This window comes from Pseudanabaena minima str. Chao 2107 (assembly GCF_051131155.1).
In the GTDB taxonomy this organism is placed as follows: domain Bacteria; phylum Cyanobacteriota; class Cyanobacteriia; order Pseudanabaenales; family Pseudanabaenaceae; genus Pseudanabaena; species Pseudanabaena minima.
In genome coordinates, this window is record NZ_CP159508.1 from 4,903,937 (window position 1) to 4,920,459 (window position 16,523).

The window sequence follows — 16,523 nt, forward strand, 5'->3', positions numbered from 1 at the left end:
AAGGGGTCACATCAAGACACTTCCATAGTCTTTATATTTCTAAATCAGTAAAATACATGGAAAAGAATTTAAATATATCACAAAGCAATTCAAAATTAGAAGCTTTAATTAAAGTTATAGGTGATCCGATTACCCATGAACCATTGGAAATTTCACCAAGTTATGAACATTTCATATCTAAAGAAATTTTCTATCCAATTCATAATAATATTCCTATTATGTTGGTTCAAGAATCGCAGATTTTGAAGATGTATGGGAAACGACATCTAGAAGCTTGGAAAATTGTTCAATCTATAGGTGAAGAATCCTATCTCTTTGACGGTATGGAAGGAAATTTTTCAACGGAAAATTGGCTGCCAGCGAAAGATATCAGCAAAATAATTTGTCAATATATTCATAAAGACGATTCCGTTTTAGATGTGGGTTGTGGACTCTTAGAGAAGCCAGCTTATATAGTTGACGCATTCGCCAAGACAAAATTTTTTGGTGTTGATCCCATGTTAGGAATTAAGGAAAGAGCTTTTCCCTTTGTTCAAGCCTATGGTGATTTTCTGCCTTTTCGTTCTAATATTTTTGAAATGATTTTATATGTTTCTTCTCTCGATCATTTGATTAAACCAATACAATCGCTCCGTGAAGCATATAAAATACTAAAACCTAATGGATATGTAGTTATCGAAGAAACAATTAGAAGTGTTGATAAGAGATATTTGCAGTGGTTCTTGAAGCAGCAAATTTTTGGGGTGGCAAGATACAATAAATTTCATAATCATGCTTTTACATTCAATTCTTTAATTAACGTTATAGAGAGAGCGGGATTTAAAAATTTGCAAGTTTATAGAACTTGTGAAGCTAACGAGATGTGTATAGTAGCCCAAAAAATATAAAACTAATCCTTATAAGTATATAAAAATGCAAGGACAAGGATTTTATACTGTTTCTCCATCAGTTGATTATCTACGATCGCTGCCTTACCCCTACGAAGGAGCAATAGCGATATCTAGCGATATTGAATACTTTGATTTTGAAGTATTTGATGCACTTATGAAGTTCTTGAACACTAATAAACCAACAATTTTGGGGCAAGGTTTAGGCTTAGAAATTACTTCAAGTATATTTTTTTATTCAGTTGATCAAAGTACTTTTACTTATTTTGCCGATCCTATCCCCAATAGCAAGCCCTCAATCTGGGCATCTCCGATTCATGACTACTTACGTTCTGGCTGGATTGATACTAATCATGCTTACGGTAACTTTGATAAGATCGGAGGGTTTACCCGCGAATATGCTCTTTCATGCTATGAGGTAATGGATAAATTAGGAGTCAAACTCAAAGTGTTTACAAATCATGGTAGCAGTCAAAATATACAAAATATTGGCGCTGATGCCTCTTATCACTGTGGAGACTTAATCGATCATTGCGCCTATCACGCTGACTTACTAAAACAGCATGGTATAGAGTATATATGGACAGACTCCCTAGTCACACAAATAAAAGAACCTAAGTTAAAAACCTCATTTTTACAAAACATTAAAAATAGAGTTAATAAATTCATTGAACCTGAGTTGTCAAGCAAGTTATATTTTGATATTGATCGTCTTTTAGATGTAATTGAATTACAGGATCAATCTCAGTTTCAAGGATTTTTAAGGTTTCGGAATACAGGTGCTAATGCACCTAATTTATCTTCTCTGAGCTATCAACTAAATTGCATTGACTGGTGTCAAATGTATCAAAATCTCGGCATATCGATTTTGTATCAGCATCTAGGTGTTTTATCTCGAAATAATGGTAAGTGTATACCAACTTCATTAAAAGATTTACAATCCAGACCTGAAGTATTTCTTGCTCCGTTTTATCGTTTACAACAGGAAAAACAAAAAGGGCGTTTATGGGTATGTGGACTGTATCGATGTCTCAACTATGTTCATACAATTTTAAATGCATCTAAATATATATCTAAATGTGAGACATCAGAATCAATTCAGCGTTATGTAATTAGCGATCATAATTTTTCTGGCGATCCTGAAATTTATTTTCAAGGTTTAACATTCTATATTGATCCTACTCTTCCCGTTGAAATAATTTTCAAACATAATCCTTTACAATTGGAATACAATGGTCCAGATTCAACGGGTAAATACTCAGTTACGATTCCTATTCAAAAACTTGTGGATATTTGGTAATGGAAGATGAAATCTTAAAACAAACTCAAATCGCAAATTGGCAGTTTCCTATAGAGGTATGGAATTGTTTGTCAGACTATGAAAAGAGCTTTGTCAAAAATGAATTTACTAGCAATCGTTCATTAGATTATTATAGCAATCACTTAATTTCATTAGGTTTTAATAATCTGGATTGTGTATTAGATGCCGCTTGCGGTATGGGACAATGGTCGATCGCTTTAGCTGGGTTAAATAAGCATATTACAGGGATTGATATTAATATGGAGCGTCTTCTCGTTGCCAATGAGATCTCAAAATCCCATAATATTCAAAACTGCGTATTCCGCTATGGTTCTATCGAACAGATTCCTTATCCTAATTCCTCGTTTGATGGAATTTTTTGTTATGGTGCATTTATGTTTACTGATATGCTGAAAACATTACAGGAATTTCATCGAGTCTTAAAGCCAAATGGGAGACTATATTTAAATGCAAACAGCGCTGGTTGGTATGCTCATTTACTTTGGGATATAGGCGTAAGGAATAAAAACTATCAAATGATTAAGACAGTAATCCGAAGCGCTGTACGCACTTTAAGGGGTAGAAGTAGTAATCGTATTGTCAGTAGAAAGTGGCTAAAGTCACAATTGATAAATATGAATTTTGAATTAATTGACATTACTGAAGAAGGCAAAATCAATATCAATCCAATCCAATCACGTCCCGAATCCTGTTATCCCTCAAGATTTTATGGAATGACATCGATTATCGAGGTTATCGCTAAACGTAAAGAGGAATCATGAAAATAGGCTTTTATGGCGGAATGGCAAATAACATGTATGTTTTTGCCAAAGCCTTTGTAGATATGGGATACGATGTCTGCTTTATACGCGATCGCACTGATAAATACCCATTTAGTCAACCGTCATGGGAAGATGTTTCTGCAAACCTGAGTTATTCACAAGTAGCTATAGCTGCTCAATGGACATCTGAACAATGGACTGATTGGGAAGTTCAGCAATCATGGCAATCTCCTCACTGGATAGTTGATCCAGACCATCGAGGCACCAGCATTGGGCAGCCTCAAATCAAATGTTGGCTCCATAAAATCCTATTTCGCCATTTATTAAAATATCAACCCCGTTGGCAGAAAATTCTATTCTTGATGCAAACCTGTGATGTTCTCTTAGTTTGTGGAATAGAAGGTGAAATCTTAGCCATGTTATCTGGAAAACCTTTTGCCATGTGGATACATGGCGGAGATATTCGTACTGCAGCTGGGTTGCATCCTCCCCATGCTCCAAATTTTCGCCAATGGATTTATTACCAGAGTCAACTCGAACTTTTACGACAGTCATTTAGACAAACAGTTTTCGCAGGTATGCAAGATCCTACAGGAGGAGGAGGGCATATTGGAGATGCTTTTAAAGGTTTAAGAACATCTCGATTTGGGCATTTACCTATACCATTAAAGGCTAACCCGAGGCTATCCTATCAATCTCGGCGACAAACATTAAATGAACTCATGAGCAGACTGGGATTACCAATTCCGCAAGCTGAATTTATTGGATTTATTCCTTCAAGACTAGATTTTTATTGGAAAGGACATGATCGCTTGCTAGAAGCTTTGAATAGGTTAAGCAAAATTGAACGGGAGAAAATACATATCATTGCTTCTGGTTGGGGTAAAAACTACGAAGATATTCGTGAAAGTATTAAACATAATAATTTGGAAAATCAATTCACTCTTCTTCCATATGTAGTTTCCAAACCTATCCTCTATAAGTTTTTTGCATCGGCTGATTTCGTTATCGATCAGTTTCTGATGGGCAGTTATGGAAGTTCCGCAATAGAAGCAATGAGTTTTAGCACGCCTGTCATGATGTATATAAATTCTAAAAATTTTGAAAAACAAGGTTGGGAACCACCGCCTGTTTTAAATGCAAATAATGTTAACGAAATTTATCAAATCTTGAGGAAAATTACAACGTATCAAATCAGCTTAGATGAACTCGCTTCTAGTACTTATCTATGGCTCAAGCGCAATCACAGCCAAGAAGTAGTGATCAATCAACTAGCCGATAAATTACAGCTTAAAGTCTTTCATGATGAAACAAAAAACTGATAATTTTGTTTTGCCTCTTTCACGGACAATAATAGAACCATGAAACTAAGAAAAAATTTAGCAATCTATGCTGTGAGTGACTTACTGGGGCGTAGCATTGGACTGATAGCTTCCCCGATTTCCACACGGTTACTTACACCTCAGCAATATGGTGCTATTGGCTTATTAGGTGCAGTTTGGTCAACCGTCGCTCTCATCCAATACGGAGGTATGGACTCAGCTTATCCATTTTTTTCTGTACATAGTAAAGATAATAAGGAACAAATATTATCGATCTCAACGATTATTGCTACAATAAGTTTTTTTTCACTGTGGATAGTTTTTAGTACTATTGGATTAATCCATCCATGGCTACAAAATTATGCTCAAATTAATAAGCTAGAGCTATTTTTGTTTTTATTAGCTCTAATTCCTAGCTCATTAATTGGATGGTACTTATATCTATTAAGGTTTTTGCAACAAGCACTAGCATTTGCTCGAATTAATTTATTAGGGAAAGTCTTAGGAGTCTTAATTTCTTTACCTATTATTTATTTTGTTCCAAGCCATCAAAGACTAGCCCTAATGTTTTCGATCAGTACAATTTTACAAATCCTTACTTTTGGGTGGGTATTCTATGAATTTCGCAAAATTAAAATCGTTTTATATTCTCTGTCTAACTTCTCCCTAAAACTTGCTAAGAAAATGTTTAGCTACGGTATTATTCTTGTCCCTGGAGCGATAATATACTCAATCTCATTCATTGCTGATAAACTTTTAGTTGGTTGGTTAGCGGGACCAGATCAGGTTGCCATTCTCATACTTGCAACCTCTGTAGCATCTGTTAGCCTATTACTAAAACAGTGGTTTGCCTTAACATGGGATCCTAATCTCATAGAATGGCTAGCGACAAAAAACCCAAAATTCTATTTGCCAAAACTACAGGCAACAGCAATCGCAATCAGTATTGTATTTTGTTTAATTGCTTGTCTAGCAGAGATTTGGGGTCAATGGGTTATTGCATTTCTTTATCCTCCATATTATTTACCAGTTGCTAATTTAGTACCTATAATTTGCCTGACTGCTGCTTGTTCAACTCTATCGCTAGTTGCTGTTGCAACAACGATAATTGCCGACACGCCTATCTATTTTTTACCAATTTATAGTTTAGCTTTATTTGTTAACTGTTTGGCGGGAATCTTGCTAATTCCTCGACTAGGTGCTTTAGGAGCAATCTACGGAACATTTATTGGTGAGATAGGGATTACATTGTCATGGATTCTTGTAGGTAAACTTGTTTTAAAAAACTTACCTTTAAATTGGGGAATACCAACTGCTTTAATTGGATTTTCCATATTTTTTATTATGGTTTATAGTTATTGGCAATATCAATCAAATATTCCATTATCTATGTTCACTTCAAGTTTTTTAATAATAATATCAACGTTGCTATTATGGCAGCAAAAAATATTAGAAACAGTCTTTAAATAACACTAATTATGCACAAACAAATACAAATAATACGATAAGCAAATGCTATTTAAACTATTCCATAAAAAAAAAGTCAGCCATAAACAAAATCCTGTTATCTGTTATAGATGTAACGGCATGATGTTAAATAGTATATATCCATTACAACAGCCAATTGAAAGATTTTCTTCCAGCTTGAATCCAGTCAATTTGCCTAATAAAATTGTTATAGAGCCAAATATTTACCAAGTTAGAGATATTTTATTTGAACTTAATGATATCGGTTTATATAGATTTTATGCACTCAATGAAATAAATGAGCAAAGATTGATTTTGTCGGGGAATGATGTAACGTCTATTGTCAAAGTGTTAGCGCATATATGGGACTATGGTTCTCAAGACATTAATTTGGATAAGCGTCAGATCCAACAAGTTATATTACATAGAAAAATTATTTTACCATGTTCGAGCTTGGCATTTTTATGTTTAGACCTTTTGCAAATGATACATATTAAAGCTAGAGTTATTGCTGTTCTAACAATGGAGGAATGGAACCAACTAGATGATGGACATACGCTTATAGAAATTTTCGATCCAATAGAAGGTTGGTTTATCTATGATCCAAGCTTCAAATGCATATTTAGAGCTAAAAATCAGAAACTATCCTTATTACAGCTAATTGATATCATTAGCAATCATCAACAATATGAAATTGAATTCTTAACAATAAAAAATACAAATGTTTTTAGAAATGCTAGTTATGATTTTAGCTTTTGGGTCGAGCATCGTTCAAATAACGAATATGAATTGCGAAAATGGTATCAAAGAATATTTCAAATCCCCCTTATCTATTTTTCTAATATGTTCTATTTTACTGGAGATCAACGGATTCTAGATAGAGCGAAGCAATATATGACATATTCTGGTAATTATTATAATTATATTGTTTTTGACGATTTTATGACCCTTTTTTACTCAAAATAAAGACTTTTTATCTCACCAAAGTAATTTGCGAATTTGGTGAGATAGTAAATCGTATATTATCCTTAAAATTTATAATCTATATAATTTAAATTATTACTACTGTGGTTACACTTTTCATCAAAACACTAAAGACATTTATAGCTTTTTATTTACAAATTCTATTTTTGCCATTTCTCATATTACTAAGTCTAATCTCAAGGAGCATTAAAAAGACAGTAGATATTGGATTAGGACCTCATCCATTAATTAATAATATTTACCATAAGCGGGCTTTGTTGGCTTATGGATATAAGGCTGAAACATTCGTGCAGGAAGTTTATTTTATTACAGAAGATTTTGATATTAGAGGCGACAAGTGGCTTAATGGTAAATTACGTTTTTTCTTAAGCTATGCACTATTTATTTGGTCGATTTTTCGATATAAATGTTTATATCTTTACTTTAATGGTGGTTCATTGGGTGGAACACCACTTGCAGAATTTGAGCCGTATCTATACAAACTAGCGGGAATTAAAGTAGTTGTAATGCCATATGGTGCAGATGTACAGGATTTGACGAGAACACCCAATCTTTTTTTTAGACATACCATGAGTATTGACTATCCCAATTATCGACTCATGCAGGTCCAAATTGCTAATCAGGTTAGTAGATGGACAAAAAATGCTGATTATGTAATAAGTGGCTGTGATTGGGTGGACTATATGTACCACTGGAATAGACTAATGCTTGGTCATTTTTCTATAGATACAAGCTATTGGAGTCCAAGTTGCTCTGATCAAGAGAATCAACATAAAGATGTTAATAAATTAAAAATTCTCCATGCGCCTAATCATCGCAACGTCAAGGGAACACAATTTTTTATAGACGCTATTAATTCTCTAAAAGAAGATGGATATAATATTGAACTTGTTATCTTAGAGAGAGTTCCCAATTATCAAGTTAAAGAAGTAATTGCCTCTGTGGATATTGTCGCCGATCAGTTAGTTGTAGGTTGGTACGCTATGTTTGCATTGGAAGCGATGTCAATGGGTAAACCAGTTATTTGCTATTTACGTGACGATTTGGAAAGTCTCTATACTCAGGCAGGTTTAATTACAGAAAATGAGGTTCCCATTATAAATAGTAATCCTCTTAAAATCAAATCGACCATAGAGCAGGTGTACAAAGAAAGACATTTACTTGTAGATATTGGACAAAAATCCAGAGAGTTCGTTATCAAACACCATTCAATTGATTCCATCGGAAGAATACTTTCAGAAATCAATCAGACAATTGGTCTAAATCATATTTGAGATATTTCGTTATTATTATTTGACTCTTTAGGTCATCTCTATTGCTTAGTGGTGCAGAAAACTCTAGGCGTTTTTGAAACCCTGATCTAGCAAGGCTTTCAAAAAACAAGCAAATATAAATTTTTTGTGTAAGTGCATGTTCATAATGGCAACATCAACGAGTATAGGTTTGCAGGCTTGTCTTAAACTAGGTCTCACCATCTTATTTGATACGCCAAAAGTTTTCTGCACCACTAAGTCTCTATTGTTAAAGATGCCGTTTAGTTTACAACTATTTTTTCTGCAATAATACGATAATTTCGACTTGGCAGAGTTCTTTTTATACTAGCAAAACCAAAACTCTTAAGTAGTTCTTCAATTTCTGGAAATGTCAGCAGATCGTTTATCTTAGGTGAGACTGCATCAAAATAACCGTGAGCAAGTTCTATTCCAAACTTTTTTTCAAGAAAATACTTCCTTTCCTCAATGGAAAAATTTCGCAGTTTTTGTCTTAGAGACTCGTATGTATTAACTTCAATAAAATCAGTTGGACTCTCAGGAAATCCATATACCATAAGAAATAATTTGCCGCCCTCCTTTACTTTTTTGGCAGCATTTTCAATCGCTTGATAAGTATTACCTGTGTGATGAACTACACCAAAACAAAAGACCATTTCAAAATAATCTTCCTCATTCCAAGTTAATATATCAATCTGTTTAAAAGTCACTTGGTCGGCAAATTGATGACATAGTAGTTGTGCCTGTTGTAAAGCACTTTTACTTTGGTCACACGCTGTTACTCTAGCTCCTAATGTTAAAAAACCATAGGTAAAACGTCCTGTTCCACAACCTAAGTCAAGAATCTTTTTCCCCTTAAACCATTCTTTATTAGAGTCTGTAATCAGGCAAATATTCTCTTGAATCGCCGACATAAACTCAGTATCACTGGGAAGTTTGTAGCCTGTATTAATATCACTCCACTGAAATTCAAAACTATCATGGGTTTGCTCAATGGATTGATCATCAATTCGGTTATTTTTCCAAGTTTGCCCTCTTAGCAACTCGTTCAACTTGCTAACTTCAAACAACAAAAACTTATTTTGCTCTTTCAGAACATTGATCTCTTCATATATATTTTGAAAAGGAGTCAATTTCGTGAACTTAGTTATTATCTTTCTTGTAAGAGTTAATAAAGTTAGCATGGCAAAAGACATAGTTATTGAACTTAATTTACACAAATATCAATTTCCGCTTAATAAAAGTCTAGTACATTGGAAATTTACTAATTATTACTAAATTAAGCCTAAAAAACTAACAATTACAAATCTATAACAATTACAAATCTATAATGTACTGTTATTTTTTGCTGATTATCTGCTTAGTGGTGCAGAAAACTTTTGGCGTATCAAATAAGATGGTGAGACCTAGTTTAAGACAAGCCTGCAAACCTATACTCGTTGATGTTGCCATTATGAACATGCACTTACACAAAAAATTTATATTTGCTTGTTTTTTGAAAGCCTTGCTAGATCAGGGTTTCAAAAACGCCTAGGGTTTTCTGCACCACTAAGGATTATCTGTATTATACTTACTATTGCGTGATGAACAACTATTTCTGTTTTAATAAATCTTCATTCCTAAGTGAAACTATGGCTTGCAGATTTTTAATCGCACATCAAGTCACTATTTTTTGGTAAATCGACAAGCCTACTAAGGTCAGGGTTATTTCATTCTAAATTTTGACATTTTATGTATTTACAAGAATGCATCATTTCGAGGTTCAAAAGTTATATCTTTACAATGCCTGAAATCTCCTAAATTCGTTACAAAACACAGAATGAAATAACCATGCTACTAAGGTTCATTAGTCGCGTTTTGTCATACGTTCGTTAGTTTACTAATAACATTGTGGATTTGACAAAATCTTATACACAAGAAAATTATAACTGAGTATATTTATTTTTACACAAATAAAATACCATGAAAACTTGTTTAGTTACTGGAGTTACTGGATTAATTGGTTCTCATTTAATCCCGTCGCTAATTGAAGATGAATGGTATGTTTATGGCATAACACGTTCTGAGACTCACTCAAGTGATATATCTAATTATCATCCCATAGTGATTGATCTAGCTTCTGGGTTTGATATAAATGCACTCCCTAAAAAAGTTGATGTAATTATTCATCTAGCACAATCTCGAAATTTTCGCAAATTCCCTGAGATGGCTACAGAAATTTTCAGAGTGAATACGGAAATAACGTTAAAGCTTCTAGATTATGGACGGAAAGCCCAAGCTAAGAAGTTTGTATTGGCTTCAACAGGAGGAGTGTATGGAACTGGCGAATTTCCGTTTAAAGAAGGATATCCGTGGGAAACCTCTCAAAAAATAGGGTTTTACGCTGGCACTAAAATATGCTCTGAAATCTTAGCAAATACTTATAACAATTATTTTGATATTGATATCTTGCGTTTATTTTTTGTTTATGGCAAAGGACAAGAAAAAAGCATGTTAATTCCTCGTCTTGTTACAAATATTTGGAAACAAACTGCAATTAGTCTACAAAGTAAAAATGGAATCTTAATTAATCCAATTTATGTGTCTGACGTTATTAGTGTATTAAGCAAAACTATTATAGTTTCTGGTAGTAAAACATTTAATATTGCTGGAAATGAAATTTTAAGCCTACGAGATATTAGTAATATTATTGGAGAGAAATTAAACCGTAAACCATTATTTAGTCTTCAACAAACTCCATTTATCTCTGCAAACAATCTGATTGGAGATATTACTCTTATGAAAGAAGAATTGCTCGTTCCTCAAGTAAACTTTTGGTATGGGATAGACTCAGTGATAGAAGAATTTAAGAGTCAAAATAATGAGTAAGATCATTCGTGTTTTACATTGTCCAACTGGTACTGGAGGAAACCCTCAAGGATTATCTAGAGCTGAAAAGCTACTAGGACTAGCTAGTTGGACAGTTGTATTTTTACAAAACTATTTTCAATACCCTACAGATGAAATTCTAGTTGATCAGACAACCAATAAATTTAGTAGATTATATTTAGAAATTCAACGATGGAGACTATTATATAGAGCGTTAAAAGACTTTGACATTATTCATTTTAACTTTGGAACGTCAATTTTACCCCAAAGTCTATTAGATAATTCTCAAGCTAAATATCCAAATGTAATTAAGTACATATACCAAATCTATGCCCGCTTAGTAGAGTTAAAAGATCTTCAATTACTTAAATTTTTCAACAAAGGTTTAGTTGTCACTTTCCAAGGTGACGATGTACGCCAAGGTGATTTTTGTCGCAATCATTTCCCTATTACTATTGCTAATGAAGTTGAAGTGGGCTATTACTCTGATGAATCAGATAAGTTTAAGCGTTGGAAAATAATACAGTTTGATAAATACGCTGATCGCTTATTTTCTCTTAATCCTGATTTGATGCATATTCTACCTGAACGCACTCAATTTTTACCCTATTCACATATTGATTTAAATGACTGGAAAACCATCCATTTTAGAGATGTAAGTGTGAGGACTATAAATATTATTCATGCTCCAACTCATAGACAAGCAAAAGGAAGTCGATTCATTTTTGAAGCAATTGACAGATTAAAACTAGAAGATATCAACTTTAACTTTACCGTAGTAGAAGGATTGTCCAATATAGAAGCTCGTAAGCTTTATAGTGAGTCAGATCTGTTGATTGATCAGCTACTTGCAGGTTGGTATGGTGGGCTTGCTGTAGAGCTAATGGCACTGGGCAAGCCAGTGATTTGTTATATTCGAGATGAAGACTTAAAGTTTATTCCTGAAGAGATGCAAAAAGATCTTCCGATTATAAAAGCTACACCTGAAACTATATTTAGTGTTCTTGAATATTACTTAACATTAGGTAGATCTGAATTAAAAAATATTTCCAAGCGTAGCCGTTTGTATGTTGAGAAATGGCACGATCCTCAAAAAATTGCCTTTAGAATGAAACAAGAATATGAAATGATCTTACAAACCAAAAAACTGCAATCTGATAAAAATTAAGACTAAGTATGTGTGGTATTGCAGGAATCTGGAAATACAATCGCTCTGATATAGATTTAGAAATACTCAATCAAATGAGTCAAAAAATCTATAGAAGAGGATCTGATGATTTTGGTTTTGCAGGGTGGGGTGGAGATCGAGATATATGCACTTCTCACGAAGCGAATAGCTTGGCAAATAGTTGGATCGCCTTAGCACATCGGCGCTTGTCAATTTTGGATTTAAGCACAGCAGGATGGCAACCCATGATTAGCCCCGATCTCCATCATGCGATCGCCTTTAATGGAGAGATTTATAACTACAAAGAACTACGACAGCAACTAGAAACCAAAGGTATCAAATTTCACTCTAACTCAGATACCGAAGTGCTTTTGCAAGCATATTTATATTGGGGAAAAGACAATCTCAAAAATTTTCTCAATCGCCTAGTGGGAATGTTTGCCTTTGCAATTCTTGACACCCACAAACAAACACTCACCCTAGCCCGCGATTTCTTTGGTATTAAGCCCCTTTATTACAATCGCAATTCGACACAATTTTCCTTTGCTTCTGAAATCAAAGCCCTACTACCAGCCATCCCTAAACCTCTCAAAGCAAATTTACAGCGAGTCTATGATTATCTAAACTCTGGAGTAACCGATCATGGCGCAGCAACAATGTTTGCAGGAATTGAACAATTACCTGCCGCGCATTACTTAGAACTATCTCTCGAAAATCCCAAAATCGCTGAACCGATTTGTTATTGGGATATTGATCTTAACAAGCGATCGCAACTTTCCTATAAAGAAGCCATTACCCAACTGCGTGACCTATTTCTCGAAAACGTACAACTACATTTACGCAGTGATGTCCCTGTTGGAGCAGCCCTCTCTGGTGGTATCGATTCCTCGGCGATCGTTTCGGCAATGCGTTACTTAGAGCCAAACCTAGAAATCCATACCTTCAGTTATATTGCTGATGATCCAGTATTTTGTGAAGAAAAATGGGTAGATATAATTCAAAACGCCTGTGCAACCACTGCCCATAAAGTCCATGCCACATCCACAGAATTAGTAGCTGACTTAGAAGAACTAATCCTTGCTCAAGATGAACCCTTTGGCAGTACCAGTATCTATGCTCAATATCGCGTTTTTAAATTAGCTCAACAGCATGGCATCAAAGTCATGCTAGATGGACAAGGAGCCGATGAACTGCTCGCTGGCTACCGTTCCTGCTTACCAATGCGATTTGCTTCTTTAATCAAACAAAGAAAATATCTAGAAAGCTTACAATTTATCAGGCATACATCCAAAATCCCTGATGTAAATATCTTGCAAGGATTAGCAGGAAGTTTATTACCTAGTAAAATCAAACGGGCAATTAAGCGACTATTACCCAATCAAGCTACAGCGATCGCTACTACTAATTACAAATGGTTTGCCGATCAAGGCGTTACCCCAAGCATTTTTGCTCAAGGTTCTAATAATGATTTATTGCGCGAGTTTCTCTATCAAACCCTCACCACAACCAGCGTACCCATGCTTTTACGCTATGAAGATCGTAATTCCATGAATTTCTCCATTGAAAGCCGTGTGCCATTTTTAACACCTGTTTTAGCAGAATTTATGCTTACGTTACCCGAAGAATATATTATCGCTCCAGATGGTACTAGCAAATCTATTTTTCGAGCAGCCATGCGTGGAATTGTGCCAGACCAAATCTTAGATCGCAAAGATAAAATCGGCTTTGCTACACCTGAACAAAAATGGTTAAAACTCTTACGTCCTTGGGTTGAAAAAAACCTTTCTAGTGACATCGCAAAACAGATGCCAATGTTAAATTTAGTGGGAATAGAACAAGATTGGCAAAATATGTTAATTGGTAAAAGTGTATTTAATTTTAGGATTTGGCGCTGGGTAAACCTAATTAAATGGGCTGAACAATTTGATATTGATTTTAATTAGTTGGCTTTATTGATTTTATCTAAACAAACTTAAATTCATGAAAATATTGATCATTGCTCACTACTTCCCTCCCGAAAATAACATGGCGATGATTGCGACCTTAAGACCATTATCATGGGCTAAGTACTGGAGTAGGGCTGGACATGATGTTTGTGTTTTAACCACTGCCAAAACTGAAAATCAAAACTTACAGACTCAGTTATCTAGTGATATTTCTGGAAGCGTGAGAATTGAAGGGGTTAAGTACTTACTATCACGCCCTGAAACAACTATAAAACCTCAAACCAAGACAAAAAACAAATGGTTCTCTCTATATCCACTTCTCAGAAAAATATTAATCAATACTCGGAAATTTATTGGTGCAGGCTCTTTATTTTATGGTAGCGATCTTTGGATATTTCCTACAATTCAAAAAGGACTAACAATTTATCAAGAATGGCAGTTTGATATTGTTGTAAGTACCTTTGGTCCCCCTGCATCTCATATAGTCGCCAGTGCTTTAAAGAAAAAGTTAAATATATTTTGGGTCGCTGATTATCGTGATCTATGGCATGATCATCATTTTTCAAGAGCAGAATTTCCATTCTCACTTATTGAGAAAAATCTAGAAAACACAACCGTAAAGAACGCAGATCTAATGACAACTGTTTCTATTCCTTTAGCAGAAAAACTAAGAAAGAGATTTAATAAACCTGTATATACGATCGCCAATGGATTTGAATATCCTGCCACTAGTCAAAACTTATCTAATTTACCTTCATCTTTACAAAAAGTGAAAATAGTCTATACTGGTAATCTCTATTTACAAAGGCAAAATATACACCCTTTATTTCAAGCTATTAAACTACTAGTTCAAGAAGATCCTCATATTCAAGACAAGCTAGAAATATCATTCTATGGATGGGATACAGGCAATCTTGATGAAATTATTAATAAATACTGCCTAGTAAATATGATCAGTATTAAAGGATTTGTACCTAGAGAAATCACAATTTCCTTACAAAGAAATGCAGATGCTTTGATATTTCTAGACTGGAATGATCAAAATGAGCAGGGTATTTTAACTGGAAAAATATTTGAGTATATGTTTTCAGGTAAGCCCATCCTAGGAATTGGTGCTAGTTTAGAGACAGCAGCAGGGAGATTAATTCAAGAATCTGGAACTGGTATCTTATTGGGGGAATCTGTAGAAGCGATCGCCGATACTATTAAAAAATTAATCAATGGAGAAAGCCTTGAATATTCACCGAGACAAGAAGTATTACAACAATATACAAGAGAAGCATTAGCAAATAAAATGCTGGAAGAAATTATCGGGAGTTACATATATTTTGCTAAGACGCTAATAAAATAGTTGATATTTTATGCACCCTGTAAACAACTCCTGATTTTATTGGCTATAAATTCTATATTTTCATAGGATAATTCCGCCCAAATTGGCAAGCTCAAAACCTGATCACTTAGCTCATCACTAACAGGATTTAGTGCGTACTGCCCTGCATAAATTGGTAAACGGTCTTGAGGCACTGGGTAATAAATCATCGTATTTATCCCTGATGCAGCTAAGAAACTTGCTAACTGATCCCGCTTACCATTGAGAACGCGGATTGTGTATTGATGAAAAACATGACCATCAGCAAGCTCTGGGGTAATGATATCGGCAATATCCGCAAGCAATTGATTATAGGTTTTAGCCACAAAAGAGCGTCCCTGATTCCATTGGTCTATATAGGGCAGCTTGACTCTCAAAATTGCAGCTTGCAACGTATCAAGGCGCGAATTATATCCCAAAATTTCATTGTGGTATTTTTTCTTAGCTCCATGTACCCTTAACATTTTTGCCAGTTCTGCAACCGTTTCATCATTGGTAGCAATTAAGCCGCCATCACCATACGCACCCAAATTTTTAGATGGAAAGAATGAAAATGCCCCCACATCTCCGATCGCCCCAACCATTTTGCCAGCGATCGCCGATCTGGTTGATTCTGCACAAGCATCACCACAATTCGAGCAGTGACCATAGTATTTTGCACCAAAGGATTGAGCGCAATCCTCGATTACTTTTAAATTATGAGCTTGAGCAATGTCGATAATTTGTGCCATCGCCGCAGGATTTCCATAGAGATGCACAGGCATAATTGCCTTAGTGCGATCGCTAATTTTTTCGACAATTTTGGCAGGGTCAATATTAAATGTCCGCGCATCAATATCGACAAATACAGGCTTTGCCCCAACATTACTAATTGACTCAGCCGTAGCAAAAAATGAAAAAGGCGTAGTAATCACTTCATCACCAGCCCCAATTCCCAAAGCTCTCAAACCAATAATTAGAGCATCTGTACCCGAATTAACCGCGATCGCATACTTCACCCCTAGATACTTTGCAGTTTCTTGTTCAAAAGCTTTAACATCCTGCCCCATAATGAATTGACCAGATTCTAATACCCGATCAATCGCTGCGTATATCTCAGATTTAATTGATTGGTATTGGGGAGATAAATCGAGAATAGGGATTTGGCGATCATTCATGG

General features: G+C 34.8%; 13 protein-coding genes. 11 read left to right on the forward strand and 2 right to left on the reverse strand.

The window, feature by feature from the left end:
• The first annotated feature begins 56 nt into the window (after nucleotides 1-56).
• From ABM313_RS22170 to ABM313_RS22200, 7 genes are all read left to right on the forward strand, one after another.
• Entirely contained in the window at nucleotides 57-887 is an 831-nt protein-coding gene (locus ABM313_RS22170; RefSeq protein ID WP_434685290.1) for a methyltransferase domain-containing protein, read from the forward strand.
• Between the two features lie 25 nt (nucleotides 888-912).
• Nucleotides 913-2,187, forward strand: a complete 1,275-nt coding sequence (locus ABM313_RS22175) for a hypothetical protein (protein WP_434685291.1) — start codon at nucleotides 913-915, stop codon at nucleotides 2,185-2,187.
• On the forward strand, nucleotides 2,187-2,969 hold the full coding sequence (locus ABM313_RS22180; RefSeq protein WP_434685292.1) for a class I SAM-dependent methyltransferase: 783 nt from the start codon (nucleotides 2,187-2,189) through the stop codon (nucleotides 2,967-2,969). The genes ABM313_RS22175 and ABM313_RS22180 overlap by 1 nt, the downstream gene beginning before the upstream one ends.
• Nucleotides 2,966-4,291 carry a glycosyltransferase gene (locus ABM313_RS22185; protein WP_434685293.1) on the forward strand — a complete coding sequence of 442 codons (1,326 nt, stop codon included), beginning with the start codon at nucleotides 2,966-2,968 and terminating at the stop codon, nucleotides 4,289-4,291. Before ABM313_RS22180 ends, ABM313_RS22185 begins: the two co-directional genes overlap by 4 nt.
• Nucleotides 4,292-4,330: 39 nt before the next feature.
• Entirely contained in the window at nucleotides 4,331-5,761 is a 1,431-nt protein-coding gene (locus ABM313_RS22190) for a lipopolysaccharide biosynthesis protein (RefSeq protein ID WP_434685294.1), read from the forward strand.
• Nucleotides 5,762-5,803: 42 nt separating this feature from the next.
• Nucleotides 5,804-6,724: a hypothetical protein gene (locus ABM313_RS22195; protein ID WP_434685295.1), complete on the forward strand. Its 921-nt coding sequence runs from the start codon at nucleotides 5,804-5,806 to the stop codon at nucleotides 6,722-6,724.
• Nucleotides 6,725-6,825: 101 nt separating this feature from the next.
• Nucleotides 6,826-8,016, forward strand: coding sequence for a hypothetical protein (locus ABM313_RS22200; RefSeq protein WP_434685296.1), 1,191 nt, complete (start codon nucleotides 6,826-6,828; stop codon nucleotides 8,014-8,016).
• A gap of 260 nt (nucleotides 8,017-8,276) precedes the next feature.
• Here the strand turns inward: ABM313_RS22200 and ABM313_RS22205 are convergent, their stop codons facing one another.
• On the reverse strand, nucleotides 8,277-9,209 hold the full coding sequence (locus ABM313_RS22205; protein ID WP_434685297.1) for a class I SAM-dependent methyltransferase: 933 nt from the start codon (nucleotides 9,207-9,209) through the stop codon (nucleotides 8,277-8,279).
• Between the two features lie 766 nt (nucleotides 9,210-9,975).
• On the opposite strand from ABM313_RS22205, the gene ABM313_RS22210 reads away from it, so the two are divergent.
• The 4 genes from ABM313_RS22210 to ABM313_RS22225 are packed head-to-tail and all read left to right on the forward strand — an operon-like array spanning nucleotide 9,976 to nucleotide 15,346.
• Nucleotides 9,976-10,881: an NAD-dependent epimerase/dehydratase family protein gene (locus ABM313_RS22210; protein WP_434685299.1), complete on the forward strand. Its 906-nt coding sequence runs from the start codon at nucleotides 9,976-9,978 to the stop codon at nucleotides 10,879-10,881.
• The gene (locus ABM313_RS22215) at nucleotides 10,874-12,049 is read left to right on the forward strand and encodes a glycosyltransferase (RefSeq protein ID WP_434685300.1); all 1,176 of its coding nucleotides are present in this window, start codon (nucleotides 10,874-10,876) and stop codon (nucleotides 12,047-12,049) included. Before ABM313_RS22210 ends, ABM313_RS22215 begins: the two co-directional genes overlap by 8 nt.
• A gap of 8 nt (nucleotides 12,050-12,057) precedes the next feature.
• Entirely contained in the window at nucleotides 12,058-13,992 is a 1,935-nt protein-coding gene (gene asnB, locus ABM313_RS22220) for an asparagine synthase (glutamine-hydrolyzing) (protein ID WP_434685301.1), read from the forward strand.
• A gap of 37 nt (nucleotides 13,993-14,029) precedes the next feature.
• The gene (locus ABM313_RS22225; protein WP_434685302.1) at nucleotides 14,030-15,346 is read left to right on the forward strand and encodes a glycosyltransferase; all 1,317 of its coding nucleotides are present in this window, start codon (nucleotides 14,030-14,032) and stop codon (nucleotides 15,344-15,346) included.
• A gap of 8 nt (nucleotides 15,347-15,354) precedes the next feature.
• On the opposite strand, the gene ABM313_RS22230 is transcribed toward ABM313_RS22225, so the two are convergent.
• The gene (locus ABM313_RS22230) at nucleotides 15,355-16,521 is read right to left on the reverse strand and encodes a DegT/DnrJ/EryC1/StrS family aminotransferase (RefSeq protein WP_434688560.1); all 1,167 of its coding nucleotides are present in this window, start codon (nucleotides 16,519-16,521) and stop codon (nucleotides 15,355-15,357) included.
• Between the last annotated feature and the right edge of the window lie 2 nt (nucleotides 16,522-16,523).

Coding starts and splice junctions, on each gene's coding strand:
- ABM313_RS22170 (WP_434685290.1), top strand. CDS start 57: ATGGAAAAGAATTTAAATATATCACAAAGCAATTCAAAATTAGAAGCT.
- ABM313_RS22175 (WP_434685291.1), top strand. CDS start 913: ATGCAAGGACAAGGATTTTATACTGTTTCTCCATCAGTTGATTATCTA.
- ABM313_RS22180 (WP_434685292.1), top strand. CDS start 2,187: ATGGAAGATGAAATCTTAAAACAAACTCAAATCGCAAATTGGCAGTTT.
- ABM313_RS22185 (WP_434685293.1), top strand. CDS start 2,966: ATGAAAATAGGCTTTTATGGCGGAATGGCAAATAACATGTATGTTTTT.
- ABM313_RS22190 (WP_434685294.1), top strand. CDS start 4,331: ATGAAACTAAGAAAAAATTTAGCAATCTATGCTGTGAGTGACTTACTG.
- ABM313_RS22195 (WP_434685295.1), top strand. CDS start 5,804: ATGCTATTTAAACTATTCCATAAAAAAAAAGTCAGCCATAAACAAAAT.
- ABM313_RS22205 (WP_434685297.1), bottom strand. CDS start 9,209: ATGTCTTTTGCCATGCTAACTTTATTAACTCTTACAAGAAAGATAATA.
- ABM313_RS22210 (WP_434685299.1), top strand. CDS start 9,976: ATGAAAACTTGTTTAGTTACTGGAGTTACTGGATTAATTGGTTCTCAT.
- ABM313_RS22215 (WP_434685300.1), top strand. CDS start 10,874: ATGAGTAAGATCATTCGTGTTTTACATTGTCCAACTGGTACTGGAGGA.
- asnB (WP_434685301.1), top strand. CDS start 12,058: ATGTGTGGTATTGCAGGAATCTGGAAATACAATCGCTCTGATATAGAT.
- ABM313_RS22225 (WP_434685302.1), top strand. CDS start 14,030: ATGAAAATATTGATCATTGCTCACTACTTCCCTCCCGAAAATAACATG.
- ABM313_RS22230 (WP_434688560.1), bottom strand. CDS start 16,521: ATGAATGATCGCCAAATCCCTATTCTCGATTTATCTCCCCAATACCAA.